The organism is Bacillus sp. FSL K6-3176 (genome assembly GCF_038003325.1).
Lineage (GTDB): Bacteria > Bacillota > Bacilli > Bacillales > Bacillaceae > Bacillus > Bacillus altitudinis.
The window spans coordinates 3,731,891-3,750,380 of record NZ_JBBOOX010000001.1 but is presented as its reverse complement, the minus strand read 5'-3'; the positions used below and the strand labels follow the sequence as shown (position 1 = coordinate 3,750,380).

Below are 18,490 nucleotides of genomic sequence, written 5' to 3'. Positions count from 1 at the left end.
AAACACAGATTCATTCACGAATTTATAGTGGAGAAACAAAAAAAGCAAACGTTTCATACTTTTTTTGATAGAATAGGAAGTATGAATGAATGAGAAAATTGTTAAGTTGAAAGTGGGTGACATCGTGGGGAAAATCATAGCGATTACCAACCAGAAGGGCGGCGTTGGGAAGACGACAACTTCTGTTAATTTGGGTGCGTGTTTAGCATACATAGGAAAACGAGTGTTGTTAGTTGATATTGATCCGCAGGGAAATGCCACGAGTGGTATTGGGATTGAGAAGGCCGATGTAGAGAAGTGCGTGTACGATATTTTAGTAGACGATGCAGATGTACTTGATGTGATTAAGACGACAGAGGTCGAAAATCTTGATGTCATTCCTGCGACGATACAGCTTGCAGGGGCGGAAATTGAGCTTGTGCCTACGATCTCACGTGAAGTGAGGCTGAAAAGAGCACTTGAATCTGTGAAGCAAAATTATGATTATATGATTATTGACTGCCCGCCATCACTTGGATTACTGACGATTAATGCGTTAACTGCATCCGATTCTGTTTTAATACCGGTTCAGTGTGAATATTATGCGCTTGAAGGATTGAGTCAATTGTTGAATACGGTTCGTCTTGTGCAGAAACATCTAAATACCGACCTTGCCATTGAAGGTGTCTTACTGACAATGCTTGATGCAAGAACAAACCTTGGAATCCAAGTCATCGAAGAAGTAAAAAAATACTTTAGAGATAAAGTCTATCAGACCGTGATTCCGAGAAATGTGAGACTAAGTGAAGCGCCTAGTCATGGGAAACCTATTATCTTGTATGATCCACGTTCAAGAGGTGCAGATGTCTATTTAGACTTAGCAAAGGAAGTGGATGCGAATGGCTAAAGGTCTTGGAAAGGGTATTAATGCGCTATTTAACAATGTGGATTCCAATGAAGAAACTGTCGAAGAAATTAAGTTGAAGGATTTGCGTCCGAACCCTTATCAGCCGAGGAAAACGTTTGATGATGATGCATTGTCTGATCTCAAGGAATCGATTCAGCAGCACGGTGTTTTACAGCCGATTATTGTTCGTAAATCGATTAAAGGATATGACATTGTCGCAGGAGAACGCCGTTTCCGTGCAGCACAACAAGCTGGTTTGACAACGATTCCTGCGATCGTCAGGGAATTTTCAGAAACACTGATGAGGGAGATCGCTCTTTTAGAAAACTTACAGCGCGAGGATTTATCTCCATTAGAGGAAGCGGAAGCCTATGCCTCCTTACTAGATCACTTAAGTGTGACTCAGGAGGAATTAGCCAAGCGATTAGGCAAAAGCAGACCGCATATTGCGAACCACCTTCGTTTATTAACATTACCGGATGAAGTACAGAAGCTGATTGCAGATGGAACATTATCCATGGGACATGGACGCACGCTGCTTAGTTTGAAAAACAAAAAGAAGCTGGCGCCATTGGTAAAGAAGGTCGTGGACGAAGGATTAAATGTCCGTCAGGTTGAGAAACTTGTTCAGCAATTAAATGAAAATGTTCCACGTGAAACAAAGAAAAAAGAAGCACCAAAGGATCGCATGTTGAAAGAAAGAGAATCTTTCTTACAAAATTACTTTGGTACTTCAGTGACGATCAAGAAACAGAAGAAAAAAGGGAAAATTGAGATTGAATTTCTCTCAAATGAAGATTTAGAAAGAATCCTTGAATTGCTTTCTACGAGAGAATCATCGGAATGACCATCTTGATATGAGATGGTCTTTTTTATATTCTTCCCGTGATATTTTGAATAGGGGTGAAGAGAGAACGGCTTTTTTCTCTCGTCCAATCCATTTGATCAATGTGGGATAGACTTTCAGACAGTGTATTGGCCATAGACATCACAAGATGGAGACGTGTGTTTTGGAGAACGAAGTATTCCATAAAACCGCTCACGTTGACGATTCCATTAATATGAATATTACCTACTTCTGGAAGCTCTTTTTGGACACCTGCACCGGGCTTTAACGGTCCTTCTCCAATTTGAAACGATCCTACACTTTTCACTCTCCCTAAACAGGCATCAACGGCTACGATAAATGGATGTTTATGAGCTTGTTCAATTTCAGCGAGCTTTTCCTTTAAATTGACCGCATGCACTGGGTCAGAGAGAGTGCCGTATACATGCAGCTTTTTTAAATCCAGACCTGAAAGCTTTGTTCCTACAAGTGGACCTAGAGAGTCACCGGTTGAGCGGTCTGTTCCTATGCAGACGATGGCAACGGGTCTTTTTCCTGCTTTCTGAAGATGCGAGAATAAAATACTTTTAAGCTGCTGAATGGCATTTGTATCCGTATGGGACACGTATTCTTTCACCCTATTTCTTAAAAAAAGACCGTTCTTGCTATTCATAGGTCTCACTTCCTTGTCATAGTAGTTAGTAACAGTATACGGAAACAAGCTTAATTCTATACCTATGAGGTGATGATTGTGTGGAAGGCTGGTTCAAGGTGGACGCTTTTAATTTTAGGAAGCTTGATAGGAGCGGGATATGCCTCTGGTCAAGAAATTTGGCAGTTTTTTGGCCTTGATAGCGGACTAGCCATTCTACTGTTTACGCTCATGTTTATGCTGTCGACCTATGTGGTGTTAAAAATCAGTTATGAGGTGCGTGCTGATCATTTTGTGCCGGTGTTAGAGCGTCTTGTAGGTCCTTGGCTGGCCAAGGTGTATGATATTTTAATTGTTCTTTATCTATTCACGACAACAACAGTCATGATTGCCGGTGGCGGGGTGACACTTGAGATGTATCATGTGCCATTTTGGGTTGGAATCGGTGCATTTTGTTTATTCTCATTTATGATTTTTTTCTGGGATGTGAAAGGGCTCTTATCTGTGAATGCCTTCATTATACCAATTTTGGTGGCGGGGCTCATCTATGCGTTTGTTTTTTATTATATGAATAATGATCATATGTGGAGAATTGATTTTGGCCAGCAATACAATTGGCCTGCCAGTATCGTCTTTGCTTCTTTGAATATATTATCTGTTGTGGCGGTGCTATCTTCAGTGGGGAAAGAAATGAAGGGGCTTGGAGAGGCCAAGGTTGCAAGTATATTAAGCGGTTTGATTTTTGGTGTCATTTCTTATGTGTATAACGAAATACTAGTTGATATTTCTGGGAGTCTTTCAGCAGAAGGGATTCCTTTGTTTACAGTATTAGAGGGGGCACCAACATCATTGTTTGTGTTTATGACCATTGTTCTTTGTTTAGCGATTTATACAACAACTGCTGCGGGATTATTTGGTTTATCCAGCCGCATGCTCTCTTTTGTACGAATGCCCCGCTGGTTCATTGTATTCATCATGCTTCTTTTGATGGCACCTTTAACCTCTCTTGGATTTGCTGATTTAATTGCTTTCTTGTATCCGATTTACAGCTTGCTCAATCTTTATTTGCTTGTCTGTTTAATGCTGTATCCGATTTTAAGTAAAAAGATATTTTTCCGTTCTAAAAATTATACTGATAAAATAAAATAAACACCTCTCTTTCAAAGAGAAGTGCTTATTTTATCCGAATGGAATCAATCGCTTCCTTGATATCGTCATATACAGGCATGTGCTGGAGACGCTGCATGCGTTCCTCTATTTCTGAGATGGCTTGTCCCTTTAAATGCTGGGATACATGCTGTTTGACAATGGTTGTCTGGTTCATCATGTCTTCTGTTTTGGACAATTGGTACTCCAAGTGCATGCGTGTGTTTGCCAATTCATCGTGAAGCCGCATTTTCAGCAATCGCTTTAAATCTTTTCGTTGTCCTTCTCTGCGCATGGCCTGAATAGCGGCAATTTCTTCAGGTGATTGCGATTGTGTTTGTGGTGCAGATTGACTTTCGAATACAGACATGGAGCGGCGGGCACTCACATTTTGCAAGAAACGCTGGGCGTCACTAGGAGGTTTATTTTGATTGATCATATGGCGACTCCTTTCTTAACGAATACCCATTTGCATCGCAAGGCGTCTATCTGCCTTGGCATAGTCATCACCCATTGTGTACATATGTCTTGAAAGGGTGGAAAGTTCTTGTTCGTAGTCTCTCAAGGTGTACAAGGCATTCAGTTGTTTTTCATGAGAATAAAAGGATGATTGCGGCTGCTCCATCCTTACTTCCTCTAACAGTGCTTCTACATCGCTATGGGTTAATAAATCATAGTGACCAAATCCTACAAGTCCTTTCAGCTCTTGTTTTACATGATGGACGGCATCTTTGACACTATCATCAATTCCATCTATTTTCTCAAATACAGTGTGTACTTCATGTTCAATAATACTTTGTAGATCATACGATGAATTTTTTAGTAAATGGGATTTTATGATAATTTCAAGCCCGTTTTGTGCATATGCACGGCCTGAATGGATTTCTTGTAAAAGCATCGCTGTAAAACTTGTATTGTGATCAAGCTGTTCATCTAAAATACGAGCGGTTCCATTCGAATGGAATGAATACCCATTTACTTTGAATTCTCCTGAAACGAGAGCTAAAAATGCATTTGTATCAAACGATTCGTTCCACTCTATATTCATTGATGCAAAAGCTGATCTTAAAAAGGTGTCAATTTCTCTTGGTTTATATTTTATGGATTCTTGGACCGATCCCTGCTCCCGGGGTGGTACGGTGTACTTGACTTGTCCAACTCCATGATCATGGCGATTGAGTAAACCTACATAATGATTGGGTTGAATATATTCCGTGAGAACATGGGTATATTTTCCTTCTACTGCTTTTTGCTGAATGGAAGGTGCCAGGCTGCTCCATATATTTGGGCTATCGAATGTGATGGCTTTTTTGACAGCTGGCTGTTCTGTCGCAATGTAAGCACAAACAGCACCGGCAAGCGCTTGTCCAGTGAGATAGATGGTTGCATTCGGGTGCTTCTGACAGACGTCCTCGATGTATTCCTTCCCTTTAAAAAAGACATGATCTTGTTTCCCGGCTAAGGATTTTCTTTCAATGGGGTAGGCATAATCCGTTTTTAACAATGATTGGGTAGCCGTTTGAACTTCTTGTGTCGATGTCACCGTCATTTGTTTTGGCAGAGGACAGTGAAACGCGACAATGAACTCATCTGACTGTTCCTGCTGCATCGTTAAACCATATAATTGATGATCTATTTTTAGAAAATCGTTGACAGTGAGCGTATGCTGACCTACTTCTATCGTATGGTTCTGCTGGTAATTCTCTGCGTTTCCAGCGTGATCGGATATGATTTTATAATCTTTGTCGGTTAATCTATCCTTTCGATTGACCATCGTACCTGCTCCCTCACATAACATTTATGCAGATATCATAAATCAAAAAATATGGAAAAACCACAGCGTTCTACCAATAAAAACCTTTTGACCTACAGTGTTTGTGACAATATTGAAAAAAAGCGGAGTTTAAGTAACTATTGGTCACAAATAAAATGATCTAAAAGAAGGGTTTTTTCTATAAAAAAGAACGGGATTGATACATGACAGCGGCTCTTTATTTTGTGCATTGCTCTCTATCGGCATTTTTTTGTACAATAGATTTAATGAAGTGAGCAAGAGAGGTGAATGCTGATGGCAGACAAAGCATTTGGGTTACATGACGTCGTTGAAATGAAAAAACCCCATCCATGTGGTGCCAATCGGTGGAAAGTTATTCGTTTGGGCATGGATATTCGTATTAAATGCGAAGGGTGCGGGCACAGCGTGATGATCCCAAGAAGAGATTTTGAACGAAAAATGAAGAAAATTCTCGTCAAGCATGAGGAGCCAACTGCTTAAGTAGGCCTCATGCTTTTTTGATGAAATTTGTCTTTTGTTCAGAGAAACAGCTGTAATTTCTCATTTTAAAGCTCCGATTTAGTCTTTTTGGTAATGTTTCTTCTATTGAAAATGCATGATGGTTAGCTTGTCTTTTCATGTAAACCTACTTATAATTGCTCTAGGTTCATATTACGCAGTATAACGAGCACGTTTCATATAGAGGAGATGAAAGAATGGCTTTAACAGCTGGTATTGTTGGCTTACCTAACGTCGGGAAGTCAACGCTATTTAATGCAATTACACAGGCTGGAGCGGAGTCTGCTAACTATCCGTTCTGTACCATTGATCCAAACGTCGGAATTGTAGAAGTTCCAGACGAGCGTTTGCAAAAACTGACAGAATTAGTGCAGCCAAAAAAGACAGTTCCGACTGCTTTCGAATTCACTGATATTGCTGGTATTGTGAAAGGGGCATCTAAAGGAGAAGGTTTAGGGAATAAATTCCTTTCTCACATTCGTCAAGTAGATGCAATCTGTCACGTGGTGAGAGCATTTGCTGATGATAACATTACACATGTGTCAGGTAAGGTTGACCCAGTGTCAGATATTGAAACGATTAATTTAGAATTGATTTTGGCTGATCTAGAAACAGTTGAAAAGCGTTTAACTCGTGTGAGTAAGCTTGCGAAACAAAAAGATAAGGAAGCGGTAGCTGAATTTGATATTTTGGAAAAGCTGAAGGACGCATTTGAAGCTGGAAAATCTGCAAGATCGGTTGAATTTACAGATGAGCAGCAGAAGCTTGTGAAGCAACTTCATTTACTCACGTCAAAACCTATTCTGTATGTAGCAAATGTGAGTGAGGACGAAGTAGCAGATCAGGACGGAAACGAATATGTACAGCAAATTCGTGAGTTTGCATCTGGCGAAAACGCTGAAGTCATCGTTGTTTGTGCGAAGATTGAGTCTGAAATTGCAGAGCTTGAAGGAGAAGAGAAGCAAATGTTCCTTGAAGAGCTTGGCATTAAAGAATCAGGTCTAGATCAGTTGATTAAAGCGTCTTATTCACTTCTAGGTTTAGCTACGTATTTCACAGCAGGTGAGCAAGAAGTACGTGCTTGGACATTTAAAAAAGGAATGAAGGCGCCGGAATGTGCTGGAATCATTCATACGGACTTCGAGCGTGGATTTATTCGTGCTGAAACGGTTGCTTATGAAGATTTACTAGCTGGCGGAAGTATGTCTGCTGCAAAAGAAGCAGGAAAAGTTCGTTTAGAAGGTAAAGAATATATAGTGAAAGATGGAGACGTCATTCATTTCCGTTTTAACGTATAGGTTCTTGTCATAGGCAAAGTAATTTGTTATAATATACAATTGTGAGTAATATAATTTATTGCTCCTTGCCCGTATAGGGCCGCTTAGACCAAAAGGAGGTGCAATCAGATGAGAAAGTACGAAGTTATGTACATCATCCGCCCAACAGTTGACGATGAGGCTAAAAAAGCAGTTATCGACCGTTTTAATAACGTGTTAACTTCTAACGGTGCGGAGATCACTGGAACAAAGGATTGGGGTAAACGTCGTCTTGCATACGAAATCAATGATTTTCGTGAAGGCTTCTACCAAATCGTAAACGTTCAATCTGACGCTGCAGCAGTTCAAGAATTTGACCGCTTAGCTAAGATCAGTGACGATATCATTCGCCACATTGTTGTTAAAGAAGAAGAATAAATCATTGAAATATATATTTAAAGGTGGTCTTTCAATATGCTAAACCGTGTTGTATTGGTCGGAAGACTAACAAAAGACCCTGAGCTTCGCTACACGCCTAATGGTGCGGCTGTAGCCACGTTTACTCTAGCTGTGAATCGTACGTTTACGAATCAATCTGGAGAGCGTGAAGCCGATTTCATTAACTGTGTTACTTGGAGAAGACAAGCCGAGAACGTGGCTAATTTCTTGAAAAAAGGAAGTCTTGCCGGTGTAGACGGTCGCTTGCAGACAAGAAACTATGAAAACCAGCAAGGACAGCGTGTCTTCGTGACAGAAGTTCAAGCTGAAAGTGTTCAATTTCTTGAGCCTAAAAGCGGCGGTGCTGGTTCAGGTGGATACAGCGGCGGTGGCAATAGCGGAGGCCAGTATTATGGCGGCAGCCAAAATGATCAGAATCCATTTGGAAATGAACCAAGTCAAAATCCATATGGCAATCAAAACAACCAAAATCGTAATCAGGGAAATAGCTTCAATGATGACCCATTTGCGAATGATGGTAAACCGATTGACATCTCCGATGATGATTTGCCATTCTAATTGATCTGAAAAAAATGACCAAAGGAAAGGTGTGAAAACAAATGGCAGGTGGACGCAGAGGCGGTCGTGCGAAACGTCGTAAAGTATGTTTCTTTACTTCTAACGGAATCACGCACATCGATTACAAAGATGTTGATCTTCTTAGAAAGTTTGTTTCTGAGCGTGGTAAAATTTTACCTCGTCGTGTAACAGGAACTAGCGCTAAGTATCAACGTAAATTGACATTAGCGATTAAAAAATCACGTCAAATGGCATTACTTCCATACGTTACTGGTGAGTAAGTCGTTGACTTAAAAGCGAAGGGCCTTGAGCTCTTCGCTTTTTTTATTTGTCTCACTTTTATGAGAAAGTCGTTTCTGGCAGTCTAACTAGGGGAAGTATGTAAAAAGAGAGTTAACGTGACAGTTTGTTCTATACAAATACTAGGTTAATCTGTCATATTGGTATTTTAAAATATACTTGCAGTCAGGGCGTGGGAAGATGATTGAATTTAAGAATGTATCGATGCAATTTTCTGATGACCGCTATGCCGTTCAATCTGTTGATTTGGAGATTCAGAAAGGTGAATTTTTTGTATTGATTGGACCTAGTGGAAGCGGGAAAACGACGACTTTGAAAATGATTAATCGTCTCATCTCTTCTACAGAAGGTGAGATTTACATAAAGGGTCGAACCATCAGCGATTATGATATTTATGAGCTGCGCTGGGATATTGGTTATGTGCTTCAGCAAATAGCGTTGTTCCCTCATATGACCATAGAAGAGAATATTGCTGTAGTGCCAGAGCTGAAACAATGGAAGCGGACTGAGACGAATCAGCGTGTTGATGAGTTGATGTTCATGGTGGGGCTTGAGCCTTCTACCTATCGACATCGAAAGCCAGCAGAGCTTTCAGGAGGACAGCAGCAGCGAGTAGGCGTAGCACGGGCACTTGCTGCTGATCCTGAGATTGTCCTAATGGATGAACCTTTTAGTGCGTTAGATCCACTGACGAGAGAGAAATTACAAGATGATCTGCTTGAGTTACAGCGCCGTATTCAAAAGACCATCGTTTTTGTGACACATGATATGCAGGAAGCCATGAAGCTTGGAGATCGAATATGTGTGATGAATGAAGGAAAAGTGGTGCAGGTTGGACGCCCAGAGGAATTGATTCAGCATCCAGTTAATCCATTTGTGCGGGAGTTTGTTTCAGGAGCTGCCCGTCATGTAGACCATCAAGCATTTGAGCTGACAACTATTTATCAGCCCATGCCTCAAGATGATCTGTTAGGCGATGAGGCGGTCTCCATCCATGCGACGCTGGAAGAGGTTCTATCTCGACTGGCAGAGCATGAAGAGCTTGTTGTTGAAAAGGATGGGGAACGGATCGGGCTCATCACTCGTCAAGCGGTGATTCAGTATTTAGCCGGTACTTCTGCTGAGAGGGGCGAGACACATGAATGAATGGATCAGTGTGCTATGGGCTCGAAAAGATCAGCTCGGACACGCCTTACTTGAGCATATTCAAATTTCCTTCATTGCGTTATTTCTAGCGATTTTGATTGCCATTCCTTTAGGGATTTATTTAACGAGAGTCCCTAAGATAGCAGAGTGGATCATTGGGGTGACGGCTGTCTTGCAGACAATTCCGTCTTTGGCGCTGCTTGGACTTCTGATTCCTCTCGTTGGGATTGGTCAAGTGCCCGCAATTATCGCTCTTGTCGTCTATGCTCTTCTTCCTATTTTAAGAAACACATATACAGGCATTCGTGAGGTCGATCCGTCGCTGCGAGAAGCGGCGCTCGCTATGGGAATGAATCACCGCAAACGCTTATTAAAAGTAGAACTCCCTCTTGCTATGCCTGTGATCATGGCAGGTATCCGAACAGGGATGGTTCTTATTGTAGGGACAGCCACTCTTGCAGCTCTTATTGGGGCAGGCGGATTAGGGAGTCTGATTCTGCTTGGAATTGATCGAAATGATATGTCTTTGATCATCATTGGTGCTATTCCAGCTGCATTACTTGCGCTCTTATTTGATGTGGTTTTGCGGACACTTGAGAAAATCTCCTTTAAAAAAACCGTGATCTCTGTGACGGTCTTTGCTGTAATAGCAGGAGCAGTTGTCGCTGCCCCATTGCTGTTTCAACAAGAAAAGAAAGAGATCACCATTGGAGGGAAGCTGGGGTCAGAGCCTGAAATTTTGATCTCCATGTATAAGCTTTTAATTGAGCAGGATACAGATATCCAAGTCAATCTTAAGCCTGGTCTTGGTAAGACGTCCTTTGTTTTTCAAGCACTGCGGTCTGGTGATATTGACATCTATCCTGAATTTACAGGGACAGCGATTTCTGAATTTCTGAAAGAAACAGCGAAAAGCACGGATAAGGAAAAAGTGTATGAGCAAGCGCGCCAAGGTTTGGCGTCATCCTTTCAGCTTCAGCTTCTTCAGCCGATGGCTTATAACAATACATATGCTTTAGCCGTGCCTCAATCACTAGCGGATCAATATGATTTATCAAAGATTTCAGATCTGGGTCAAATCAAGAATCGCATACGTGCTGGCTTTACTTTAGAGTTTTCTGATCGTCAGGATGGATATTTAGGCATTCAAAAAGCTTATCAGTTTTCTTTTGACGATGTGGTCACGATGGAACCGAAACTTCGATATCGCGCCATTCAAAAAGGGAATATTCAGTTGGTCGATGCGTATTCGACAGACAGTGAATTGAGACAATACAAGTTGAAGGTGCTTGATGATGACAAGCATATTTTCCCGCCCTATCAAGGAGCGCCCTTGCTAAGACAGGAGACATTAAAAGAGTATCCTGAGATTGAGGCCTCTCTCAACAAGCTCGCTGGTCAAATCACAGATGATGAGATGAGAGAAATGAATTACGAAGTCAATGTGAAGGGGAAAGATGCATTCCAAGTAGCCGAAGCCTATTTAAAAAAGAAAAAATTGCTTCAATAATCAAGGGAAAGCAGGTCTGCTATAACAAAGCGGCCTGCTTTTGAAAAGAAAAAAACAAAAATCATTGACATCTATTTCAAAAAGGAATATCCTTAATTCGAGATAAATATATTTTTTAGTCATATATCTCGAATTCGAGATAATATAAAAGCGTCAGTCAAGACATAATGAGTAGGGACATGTTACGTCATGAAGAGGAGGTCATTAGAAGTGAAGAAAACAGCAGGAATTCACCATATCACAGCAATTGTTGGTCATCCTCAGGAGAACGTTGATTTTTATGCAAGTGTTTTAGGTCTGCGTCTCGTGAAAAAGACCGTCAATTTTGATGATCCAGGCACATACCATTTATATTTTGGAAATGAAGGAGGTTCTCCAGGTACCATTATTACGTTTTTCCCTTGGCCAGGTGCACAAAAGGGACAAATTGGAGCAGGTCAAGTAGGTGTGACAACATATGTCGTACCGACCGGTGCCTTCTCTTTTTGGAAGGAACGGCTTGAGCAGTTTGACGTTTCTTATGAAATGATTGAACGCTTTGGTGAGGCCTTTCTCTCTTTTGAAGATCCGCACGGTTTATTGATAGAACTTGTAGAGCGTGAAGAAGGAAAACAGAATGACTGGACATTTAATGGGGTGACACCAGAAGTAGCAATTAAAGGGTTTGGCGGAGCTGTTTTATTAACTTCACAGCCTGAGCAAACGATGCAGTTGCTAGAGCAAACGATGGGACTTGAAAAAGTCGGCACGGAAGGAGATTATGTGAGATTCCGTTCGTTTGGAGAAATCGGCAATGTCATTGATGTGAACAAGACACCTGTTGCACGAGGACGTATGGGCGTGGGTGTTGTACATCATATTGCGTGGAGAGCAACAGATGATCAGGATCAATTAGATTGGCAAAGACATGTTGCGCAAAGCGGATATCAAGTGACGCCTGTGCAAGATCGAAATTATTTCAATGCCATTTATTTTAGAGAGCTTGGCGGCATATTATTTGAGATTGCGACCGATCCTCCAGGGTTTGCACACGATGAATCTGTGGAAACGATGGGTGAAGCGTTGAAACTGCCGCCGCAATATGAGGCGCAGCGTAGTCAAATTGAACAAATCGTGCTGCCGATTGAGGTAAGAGAAATCAAAGGGAAAGGAGATTCATGATGAAGCATCTTTTTCAAAAAGGAAAGAATGAACAAAAACCTGTCCTTCTCATGCTGCATGGAACTGGCGGGACAGAGCAAGACTTATTGCCGCTTGCAGAAGTGGTAGACCCTGAAGCATCTGTTCTTAGTGTGAGAGGAAATGTATCAGAAAACGGCATGCCGCGTTTTTTCAGGCGTTTGGCAGAGGGTGTTTTTGATGAGCAAGATTTAATTGAGCGTACAGAGGAATTATATACATTTATCGGGGAAGCAGCAGATAAGTATGGATTTGATCGTCACAATGTTGTAGCCATCGGCTATTCAAACGGGGCGAATATTGCTGGAAGTCTGTTATTCCATTATGGAGATGCGCTGAAAGGAGCGATCCTGCATCATCCAATGGTCCCAAGACGAGGGGTTTCATTACCTTCATTAGCGGGGAAACAAGTCTTTATAGCAGCTGGTGAAAATGATCCAATGTGCCGTCCTGAGGAATCTCAGGAACTGGAGCAACTGCTTCAGGAGGCGGGAGCATCCGTAACGCTTCATTGGGAAAATCGTGGACATCAGCTAACGAGAGAAGAAGTCGATGCTGCGGCATTGTGGTATCGTCGTCAATTTAAATAAGGTGGGGAATACAGGTGGGATTTTTACAGAAGCTTTTTGGGCAAACCAAACAAAAGGAGATGGAACAAGTGGAAAACGTAAAACTAGCGATTATTTATTATAGTTCAACAGGTACAAACTATCAGATGGCGAAATGGGCGGAGGCTGGAGCGAAAGAAGCTGGTGCTGAAGTCAAAATTTTAAAGGTTCCTGAATTGGCACCAGAAGCAGTTGTTGCATCAAATCCAGCATGGAAAGCACATTTAGATGAAACAAAAGATGTCCCTGAGGTTCAGTTAAGTGACTTAGAGTGGGCAGATGCCATTATTTTCAGCATGCCGACACGTTTCGGTAACTTACCGGCTCAAATGAAGCAATTCTTAGACACAACAGGCGGTTTATGGTTCCAAGGGAAACTAGCAAACAAAGCAGTGAGTGCGATGACATCTGCACAAAACCCAAATGGCGGACAGGAGCAGACGGTTCTGAGCCTGTATACAACGATGTTCCACTGGGGAGCTATTATTGCCGCTCCTGGCTACACGGATGATTCCCTATACGGCGCAGGGGGTAACCCTTATGGTGTGAGTGTGACTGTTGACCAAAATGGAAAGATCCAAGAGGATGCAGAAGCAGCCGCAAAACATCAGGCGAAACGTACAGTGAATGTAGCAGAATGGATCAAAAAAGGTCAAAACGCTTAATAGATGTATACAAAAAGAATGCAGCCACTCCGCTGCATTCTTTTTTCATTAATAAGGATCTGAAGGGGTGCTGTTGTTGATCGCATCGTTGACAGCCTGTGCCGCGCCTGTTGATCCAATTGGTCCGCTTGGCTCCTCTTGTTTGAAGGCTTTTAAGCCATCGGCCACACGTTTTCCGTAGTCAGGATCAGCTTTTGTAAAGTTTTCGATCATTTGGTCTTGGATGTCTTTTTGGCAGGTAGCTAAGGTGTTGACTAAGTTTTTAATCAGTTCCTCACGTTCCCAATCATTGAAGCGGCGATAGGTTTCTCCCGCTTGTCCGAAATTGTTCGGGCGGTCAATGGCTTCTCGTTTGACTTCACCCTCTACAAAAGGCGTATGATCCTTTCCATCTTGCTGCGCTTCTTTTAATCCCCCTAGAATGGACGGTTCATAATTCACATGGGGGTTTTGTCCTTTTCCTTGATCCACATGATATTCCATTTGCCCATCTCGCTGATTGGTGGCAACATGCTTTTTCGGTGCATTGATCGGCAGCTGTAAATAATTTGGCCCCACACGATATCGCTGCGTATCAGAGTATGAGAAGGTACGTCCTTGCAGCAATTTATCATCTGAGAAATCTAATCCGTCTACAAGAACCCCTGTCCCAAAGGCAACCTGTTCCACTTCAGCAAAATAATTTTCTGGATTTTTGTTTAGCACCATTCGTCCGATCGGTTTCCATGGATAGTCATCCTTGTACCAGAGCTTTGTCGGATCGAGTGGATCAAAGTCTAGATGGGGGTGGGTGTCATCTTCCATGATTTGAGCGTATACTTCCCATTCAGGATGATCCCCTTGTTCAATGGCTTCATATAAATCCTGTGTGGCATGATTAAAGTTTTCCCCTTGAATGGCTTGGGCTTGTTCTTGTGTCAGGTTGCGAATCCCTTGCTTCGGTTCAAAGTGATATTTGACCAGTACTGCTTTTCCTTCATGATTCACCCATTTATAGGCATGGACGCCAGAGCCTTGCATGTGCCGGTATGTGGCGGGAATGCCCCATGGTGAGAAGAGAAATGTCACCATATGTGTTGCTTCAGGTGATTGTGAAACGAAATCAAAAATGCGCTCGCCATCCTGACGATTGGTGACAGGATCAGGCTTAAAGGCATGAACCAAATCAGGGAATTTCAAAGCATCTCGAATAAAGAAAATTTTGAGGTTGTTCCCAACGAGATCCCAGTTGCCGTCTTCTGTATAAAATTTGATCGCAAATCCCCGCGGATCGCGTAAAGTTTCTGGTGAATGTCCGCCGTGAATAACAGAAGAGAATCGAACGAAGACAGGGGTCTTTTTTCCTTTCTCTTGAAATAATTTGGCTCTTGTATAAGTGGAAATGGGTTCGTCACCGAATGTACCGTAGGCTTCAAAGTATCCGTGTGCGCCGGCACCTCGTGCGTGAACGACACGTTCAGGGATGCGTTCACGATCAAAATGACTGATTTTCTCTAGGAAATCGTAGTTTTCAAGCGTAGTCGGTCCTCTATTCCCAACGGTTCTCATGTTTTGATTATCTGTTACCGGGTGACCTTGTCGATTCGTCAAGGTTTCTTCTGACTCTGAAGATGATTTAGGCTGTTGATCTTCTTTCAAGGTAGAATCCCTCCTTCAATATCTCCCTAACAATATGGTCATGTTGCTCCCTATTTCATACAAGGATTGATATAATGAGTGAAAACTTTTATGAGGAGCGGACCTAATGATTCGATTACACTGCCTTCACGCACATCCATCTAATATTTCTTACATTGACGACGCTTTCTATGACACAGGATTTGATCTGCATCACATCGTCGATTCATCATTTATGGAACGAGCCAAACAAGATCCCGCATTTGATCTTGAGCAGCAGCAAACCTATGCCATCAACAGACTCATGCAAGAAGGAGAGGCTGATCTTGTTTTATTAACGTGTACACAATACATTGCGGCTTTGGGGGAGCAGCAGCACCTGTTCAAACAACCAATTGTTCCGATAGATGAGCCGTTATTTGAGCAGATTTGTGAGCGAGAGGGTCCGCTTCAGCTGGTGTTTTCAAACCCAGATACAGTAGAAGGAACGATGAAGCGACTGTCTTCATATGTAAAAGAGCGGGGAAAGCAGTTGAAGGCAGAAGTGGTTGTGCTAGAGGATGTCTTTCATCTTTGCTTGAACGGTGATATACAAGCCTACCATGAGCGAATCATGGAACAGTTAAGGCAATCTGTGAAGCAGCAGCATGGAGATATTTGTGTGATGCAGCTCTCGATGGTTCACGCTGCAAAGCAGGTGGAGCAGGAAACAGGAGTGTCCATCATTCATCCGCTATCACCACTCAAACCATTTGTTTATCAAAAAATAACGGCTTTAAAAGAGTGAACCCGTCAGGTTCGCTCTTTTTGTATAGAAACGTAAATGGGATGACATGTTAAAAAAATAATGGAGCGCAAACTATTTTTAACAGATGCGCGTCTATCCAATGTAAGAAATAACAGATGCGCATTTAAGATAAAGGAGCTCTTTGTAAAATGAAGAAACGAAAGATTGATGATCAATTTGCGGATTACGTAATGGAGCATAAACACAGTTTTTATCGATTGTCCTATAGCTATGTCAAAAACCCAGAAGATGCGATGGATGTCGTTCAAGAGGCGATTCATAAAGCACTCAAATCTGTTCACCGATTAGAGGATGCGACTAAGATGCATAGCTGGTTTTATAAAATCGTCGTAAACGCTGCCCTCGACTTTTTACGAAAGAAGAAGCGTGTGCAAGTGACAGACGATGACACGCTGGAATTTTTATCACAGGGTGAATCGGATGTCTATGAGGATCAAGATGTCAGACGGGCGATAGAAGATTTGCCGGAGATGTATCGGGTCATCATTATATTAAGATTCTTTGAGGATTTAAAGCTAGAGGACATTGCTCATATTCTTGGAGAAAATGAAAACACCATTAAAACAAGATTATATAAGGCGTTGCGGCTTTTAAAAGTAGAATTATCGCAGGAGGAAATATAAATGGATAAGCATTTGGAACAGTTAAAAGAGGAATATTTAGAAATCCCTATTCCCCCGGAATACGATGCTATGGTTGAACGGACATTAAAACGAAAAAACAAGAAACCTCATTTTCAGAAATGGACGATCGGACTGGTTGCTGCGGCTGCTTTATTTGTCACCACTGTAAATGTCAGTCCGCAGGCAGCAAGAGCGATTTCAGAAGTACCCGTCATTGGAGAGCTTGTGAAAGTCGTGACGTTCACAGAATTTAAAAAGAGCGATCAGGGAACAAATATTGATCTCAAAACACCACACGTTTCAGGGCTTGGGGACGGAAAATTACAAGACAGCCTGAATCAAAAATATTTAGCTGAAAACAAAAAGCTGTATCAAGATTTTGAAAAGGAAACAAAGGGTTATAAAAATGGTCATTTGAGTGTAGAGAGCGGATATGAAGTAAGAACAAATAATGATCAAATTCTTTCACTAGGTCGATACAAGGTGACAACTCAGGCTTCTGCGGCAGAGGAAATGACATATGATACGGTGGATAAGAAAAACCATGTACTCATTACATTACCAAGTCTGTTTAAAGATGACCGTTATATTGATGTGATTAGTGAAAATATTAAAGAACAAATGAAGAAACAGATGAAAGAGGATTCAAATAAGATTTACTGGATGACGAAGCAAGATACGGTTGATCCGTTTAAGAAGATTCAGCCAGATCAAAGTTTCTATATCAATTCAAAAGGCAAACTGGTGATTTCCTTCAACGAATATGATGTGGCGCCTGGTTACATGGGTGTAGTTGAATTCACGATTCCAACAAGCGTGCTAAAGGATGTTCTTGTCAGCGATATGTACATTCATTAAAAGAAGAAAAAAGACTGCTGAAGATGTCAGCAGTCTTTTTATGTTTATGAAGAAAGTGCGTCTGTTAGTGCAGGCACGACTTGTTTCTTTCTTGATACAACACCTTTGAGTAAAGCAGTGTTGTTTTCAAGTGTGACATTAAATGCTTTTTCTACTTTTGCTGCTTCAGCACCAAGGGCAAGCGCAAGAGAATCATTTTCTAGAATGTCTGTGATCACTAAAACAAATAGATCAAGACCTTTCGCTGCGATAACTTCATTGATTTTTGCTTCGATGTCAGCTTGTCTTGCTGTTACTTCAGCAATATCAACTGTATTAACTTGTGCAATTTCGACTTTGCTGTTACCTAGTGCAAATTCTTTTGCATCCAGTGTGATTAATTCTTGAACTGTTTTTTGGCTTAGGTCAGCTCCTGCTTTCAGCATATCTAAACCATATACGTCAGGGTCTACTCCTGCGATTTTTGCCAGCTCATGCGCAGCATCAACATCCTGCTGTGTGCATGTTGGGGATTTGAATAGCAAGGAATCAGAAATGATCGCAGACAAAAGCAAACCAGCGATTTCTTTTTCAATTGTGACTTGGTGCTCTTTGTACATTTTGTTTAAGATCGTTGCTGTGCAGCCAACTGGCTCAGCACGATAGTAAAGAGGTTCACTTGTTTCAAAGTTGGCAATACGGTGATGGTCAATGACCTCTGTCACTTGTACTTGATCAATATCGCTTACACTTTGTTGGAATTCGTTATGATCGACAAGAATGACTTGTTTTGTTTCGTTTGCAGCCGTTTCAATGAAACGAGGTGCTTCTTGTTTAAAGAAATCTAATGCGTATTGTGTTTCTCCATTGATTTCTCCAAGTCTGACAGCTTCTGCTTGAACGCCAATTTTGTTTTTCAGATCAGCGTAAGCGATAGCAGAGCAAATCGTGTCTGTGTCAGGGTTTTTGTGTCCGAATACGAGTGTTTTTCCCATGTGAATTCTCCTTCTTACTTTTATTGATGATGTTTCTATTCTAACAGCTTTTGACCTTGAATTCAGGGTTTATAGCTAAGAATAATCTAAAAAATTGTAACATGCTGTCTGAAAAGTTGCATGTAC

The 18,490-nt window shown here is 41.6% G+C and carries 21 protein-coding genes; 16 read left to right on the top strand and 5 right to left on the bottom strand.

The annotated features are described in order from the left end of the window. Positions 1-124 precede the first annotated feature (124 nt). The gene (gene soj, locus MHB38_RS19445) at positions 125-886 is read left to right on the top strand and encodes a sporulation initiation inhibitor protein Soj (protein WP_008360890.1); all 762 of its coding nucleotides are present in this window, start codon (positions 125-127) and stop codon (positions 884-886) included. Then, positions 879-1,733, top strand: coding sequence for a ParB/RepB/Spo0J family partition protein (locus MHB38_RS19440; protein WP_017359871.1), 855 nt, complete (start codon positions 879-881; stop codon positions 1,731-1,733). Before soj ends, MHB38_RS19440 begins: the two co-directional genes overlap by 8 nt. 25 nt (positions 1,734-1,758) lie before the next feature. On the opposite strand, the gene yyaC is transcribed toward MHB38_RS19440, so the two are convergent. Next, on the bottom strand, positions 1,759-2,385 hold the full coding sequence (yyaC, locus tag MHB38_RS19435) for a spore protease YyaC (RefSeq protein WP_008347570.1): 627 nt from the start codon (positions 2,383-2,385) through the stop codon (positions 1,759-1,761). Positions 2,386-2,457: 72 nt separating this feature from the next. On the opposite strand from yyaC, the gene MHB38_RS19430 reads away from it, so the two are divergent. Then, positions 2,458-3,513 carry a YkvI family membrane protein gene (locus MHB38_RS19430; protein ID WP_135226528.1) on the top strand — a complete coding sequence of 352 codons (1,056 nt, stop codon included), beginning with the start codon at positions 2,458-2,460 and terminating at the stop codon, positions 3,511-3,513. A gap of 25 nt (positions 3,514-3,538) precedes the next feature. Here the strand turns inward: MHB38_RS19430 and MHB38_RS19425 are convergent, their stop codons facing one another. Together MHB38_RS19425 and MHB38_RS19420 are read right to left on the bottom strand one after the other, a co-directional pair. Further along, entirely contained in the window at positions 3,539-3,949 is a 411-nt protein-coding gene (locus MHB38_RS19425) for a hypothetical protein (protein ID WP_007497462.1), read from the bottom strand. Between the two features lie 15 nt (positions 3,950-3,964). Then, entirely contained in the window at positions 3,965-5,284 is a 1,320-nt protein-coding gene (locus MHB38_RS19420; RefSeq protein ID WP_076821505.1) for a hydrolase, read from the bottom strand. Between the two features lie 294 nt (positions 5,285-5,578). Here MHB38_RS19420 and MHB38_RS19415 point away from each other — a divergent pair, with 294 nt between their 5' ends. From MHB38_RS19415 to wrbA, 10 genes are all read left to right on the top strand, one after another. Further along, the gene (locus MHB38_RS19415; protein WP_008347561.1) at positions 5,579-5,785 is read left to right on the top strand and encodes a DUF951 domain-containing protein; all 207 of its coding nucleotides are present in this window, start codon (positions 5,579-5,581) and stop codon (positions 5,783-5,785) included. Between the two features lie 215 nt (positions 5,786-6,000). Continuing rightward, entirely contained in the window at positions 6,001-7,101 is a 1,101-nt protein-coding gene (gene ychF / locus MHB38_RS19410; protein ID WP_007497458.1) for a redox-regulated ATPase YchF, read from the top strand. Between the two features lie 108 nt (positions 7,102-7,209). Beyond that, complete coding sequence (gene rpsF, locus MHB38_RS19405; protein WP_008347557.1) at positions 7,210-7,497, top strand: 30S ribosomal protein S6; 288 nt, start codon at positions 7,210-7,212, stop codon at positions 7,495-7,497. Positions 7,498-7,533: 36 nt separating this feature from the next. After that, the gene (ssbA, locus tag MHB38_RS19400) at positions 7,534-8,076 is read left to right on the top strand and encodes a single-stranded DNA-binding protein SsbA (protein ID WP_007497456.1); all 543 of its coding nucleotides are present in this window, start codon (positions 7,534-7,536) and stop codon (positions 8,074-8,076) included. A gap of 41 nt (positions 8,077-8,117) precedes the next feature. Further along, the gene (gene rpsR / locus MHB38_RS19395) at positions 8,118-8,357 is read left to right on the top strand and encodes a 30S ribosomal protein S18 (protein WP_008347556.1); all 240 of its coding nucleotides are present in this window, start codon (positions 8,118-8,120) and stop codon (positions 8,355-8,357) included. A 199-nt stretch (positions 8,358-8,556) separates the two neighbouring features. After that, on the top strand, positions 8,557-9,522 hold the full coding sequence (locus MHB38_RS19390) for an ABC transporter ATP-binding protein (protein WP_035704107.1): 966 nt from the start codon (positions 8,557-8,559) through the stop codon (positions 9,520-9,522). Next, positions 9,515-11,032, top strand: a complete 1,518-nt coding sequence (locus tag MHB38_RS19385; protein WP_135226527.1) for an ABC transporter permease/substrate-binding protein — start codon at positions 9,515-9,517, stop codon at positions 11,030-11,032. The genes MHB38_RS19390 and MHB38_RS19385 overlap by 8 nt, the downstream gene beginning before the upstream one ends. Positions 11,033-11,221: 189 nt before the next feature. Then, complete coding sequence (locus tag MHB38_RS19380; protein ID WP_171465983.1) at positions 11,222-12,193, top strand: ring-cleaving dioxygenase; 972 nt, start codon at positions 11,222-11,224, stop codon at positions 12,191-12,193. Further along, positions 12,190-12,801 (top strand): alpha/beta hydrolase, encoded by a 612-nt coding sequence (locus MHB38_RS19375; protein WP_024718443.1) that lies wholly within the window; start codon positions 12,190-12,192, stop codon positions 12,799-12,801. The genes MHB38_RS19380 and MHB38_RS19375 overlap by 4 nt, the downstream gene beginning before the upstream one ends. A gap of 59 nt (positions 12,802-12,860) precedes the next feature. Further along, entirely contained in the window at positions 12,861-13,484 is a 624-nt protein-coding gene (wrbA, locus tag MHB38_RS19370) for an NAD(P)H:quinone oxidoreductase (protein WP_045034926.1), read from the top strand. A 48-nt stretch (positions 13,485-13,532) separates the two neighbouring features. Here the strand turns inward: wrbA and katX are convergent, their stop codons facing one another. After that, the gene (gene katX, locus MHB38_RS19365) at positions 13,533-15,032 is read right to left on the bottom strand and encodes a catalase KatX (protein WP_230677060.1); all 1,500 of its coding nucleotides are present in this window, start codon (positions 15,030-15,032) and stop codon (positions 13,533-13,535) included. Positions 15,033-15,228: 196 nt separating this feature from the next. Between katX and MHB38_RS19360 the strand changes: the two genes are divergently transcribed. From MHB38_RS19360 to MHB38_RS19350, 3 genes are all read left to right on the top strand, one after another. Further along, the gene (locus MHB38_RS19360; protein WP_060832808.1) at positions 15,229-15,888 is read left to right on the top strand and encodes a hypothetical protein; all 660 of its coding nucleotides are present in this window, start codon (positions 15,229-15,231) and stop codon (positions 15,886-15,888) included. Positions 15,889-16,037: 149 nt separating this feature from the next. Next, positions 16,038-16,532: an RNA polymerase sigma factor gene (locus MHB38_RS19355; protein WP_007497431.1), complete on the top strand. Its 495-nt coding sequence runs from the start codon at positions 16,038-16,040 to the stop codon at positions 16,530-16,532. Beyond that, entirely contained in the window at positions 16,533-17,390 is an 858-nt protein-coding gene (locus MHB38_RS19350; RefSeq protein WP_048001995.1) for a DUF3298 and DUF4163 domain-containing protein, read from the top strand. Between the two features lie 44 nt (positions 17,391-17,434). On the opposite strand, the gene MHB38_RS19345 is transcribed toward MHB38_RS19350, so the two are convergent. Then, complete coding sequence (locus MHB38_RS19345; protein WP_048001996.1) at positions 17,435-18,364, bottom strand: manganese-dependent inorganic pyrophosphatase; 930 nt, start codon at positions 18,362-18,364, stop codon at positions 17,435-17,437. Positions 18,365-18,490: the final 126 nt, after the last annotated feature.

What these genes read in the sequence shown, in the direction of transcription:
- MHB38_RS19425 (WP_007497462.1), bottom strand. Translation starts at nt 3,949, where the DNA reads ATGATCAATCAAAATAAACCTCCTAGTGACGCCCAGCGTTTCTTGCAA.
- MHB38_RS19440 (WP_017359871.1), top strand. Translation starts at nt 879, where the DNA reads ATGGCTAAAGGTCTTGGAAAGGGTATTAATGCGCTATTTAACAATGTG.
- MHB38_RS19430 (WP_135226528.1), top strand. Translation starts at nt 2,458, where the DNA reads ATGATTGTGTGGAAGGCTGGTTCAAGGTGGACGCTTTTAATTTTAGGA.
- MHB38_RS19380 (WP_171465983.1), top strand. Translation starts at nt 11,222, where the DNA reads ATGAAGAGGAGGTCATTAGAAGTGAAGAAAACAGCAGGAATTCACCAT.
- MHB38_RS19355 (WP_007497431.1), top strand. Translation starts at nt 16,038, where the DNA reads ATGAAGAAACGAAAGATTGATGATCAATTTGCGGATTACGTAATGGAG.
- MHB38_RS19420 (WP_076821505.1), bottom strand. Translation starts at nt 5,284, where the DNA reads ATGGTCAATCGAAAGGATAGATTAACCGACAAAGATTATAAAATCATA.
- MHB38_RS19390 (WP_035704107.1), top strand. Translation starts at nt 8,557, where the DNA reads ATGATTGAATTTAAGAATGTATCGATGCAATTTTCTGATGACCGCTAT.
- ssbA (WP_007497456.1), top strand. Translation starts at nt 7,534, where the DNA reads ATGCTAAACCGTGTTGTATTGGTCGGAAGACTAACAAAAGACCCTGAG.
- MHB38_RS19345 (WP_048001996.1), bottom strand. Translation starts at nt 18,364, where the DNA reads ATGGGAAAAACACTCGTATTCGGACACAAAAACCCTGACACAGACACG.
- rpsR (WP_008347556.1), top strand. Translation starts at nt 8,118, where the DNA reads ATGGCAGGTGGACGCAGAGGCGGTCGTGCGAAACGTCGTAAAGTATGT.
- wrbA (WP_045034926.1), top strand. Translation starts at nt 12,861, where the DNA reads ATGGAACAAGTGGAAAACGTAAAACTAGCGATTATTTATTATAGTTCA.
- MHB38_RS19415 (WP_008347561.1), top strand. Translation starts at nt 5,579, where the DNA reads ATGGCAGACAAAGCATTTGGGTTACATGACGTCGTTGAAATGAAAAAA.
- MHB38_RS19375 (WP_024718443.1), top strand. Translation starts at nt 12,190, where the DNA reads ATGATGAAGCATCTTTTTCAAAAAGGAAAGAATGAACAAAAACCTGTC.
- MHB38_RS19350 (WP_048001995.1), top strand. Translation starts at nt 16,533, where the DNA reads ATGGATAAGCATTTGGAACAGTTAAAAGAGGAATATTTAGAAATCCCT.
- ychF (WP_007497458.1), top strand. Translation starts at nt 6,001, where the DNA reads ATGGCTTTAACAGCTGGTATTGTTGGCTTACCTAACGTCGGGAAGTCA.
- MHB38_RS19385 (WP_135226527.1), top strand. Translation starts at nt 9,515, where the DNA reads ATGAATGAATGGATCAGTGTGCTATGGGCTCGAAAAGATCAGCTCGGA.
- rpsF (WP_008347557.1), top strand. Translation starts at nt 7,210, where the DNA reads ATGAGAAAGTACGAAGTTATGTACATCATCCGCCCAACAGTTGACGAT.
- katX (WP_230677060.1), bottom strand. Translation starts at nt 15,032, where the DNA reads ATGAGAACCGTTGGGAATAGAGGACCGACTACGCTTGAAAACTACGAT.
- yyaC (WP_008347570.1), bottom strand. Translation starts at nt 2,385, where the DNA reads ATGAATAGCAAGAACGGTCTTTTTTTAAGAAATAGGGTGAAAGAATAC.
- MHB38_RS19360 (WP_060832808.1), top strand. Translation starts at nt 15,229, where the DNA reads ATGATTCGATTACACTGCCTTCACGCACATCCATCTAATATTTCTTAC.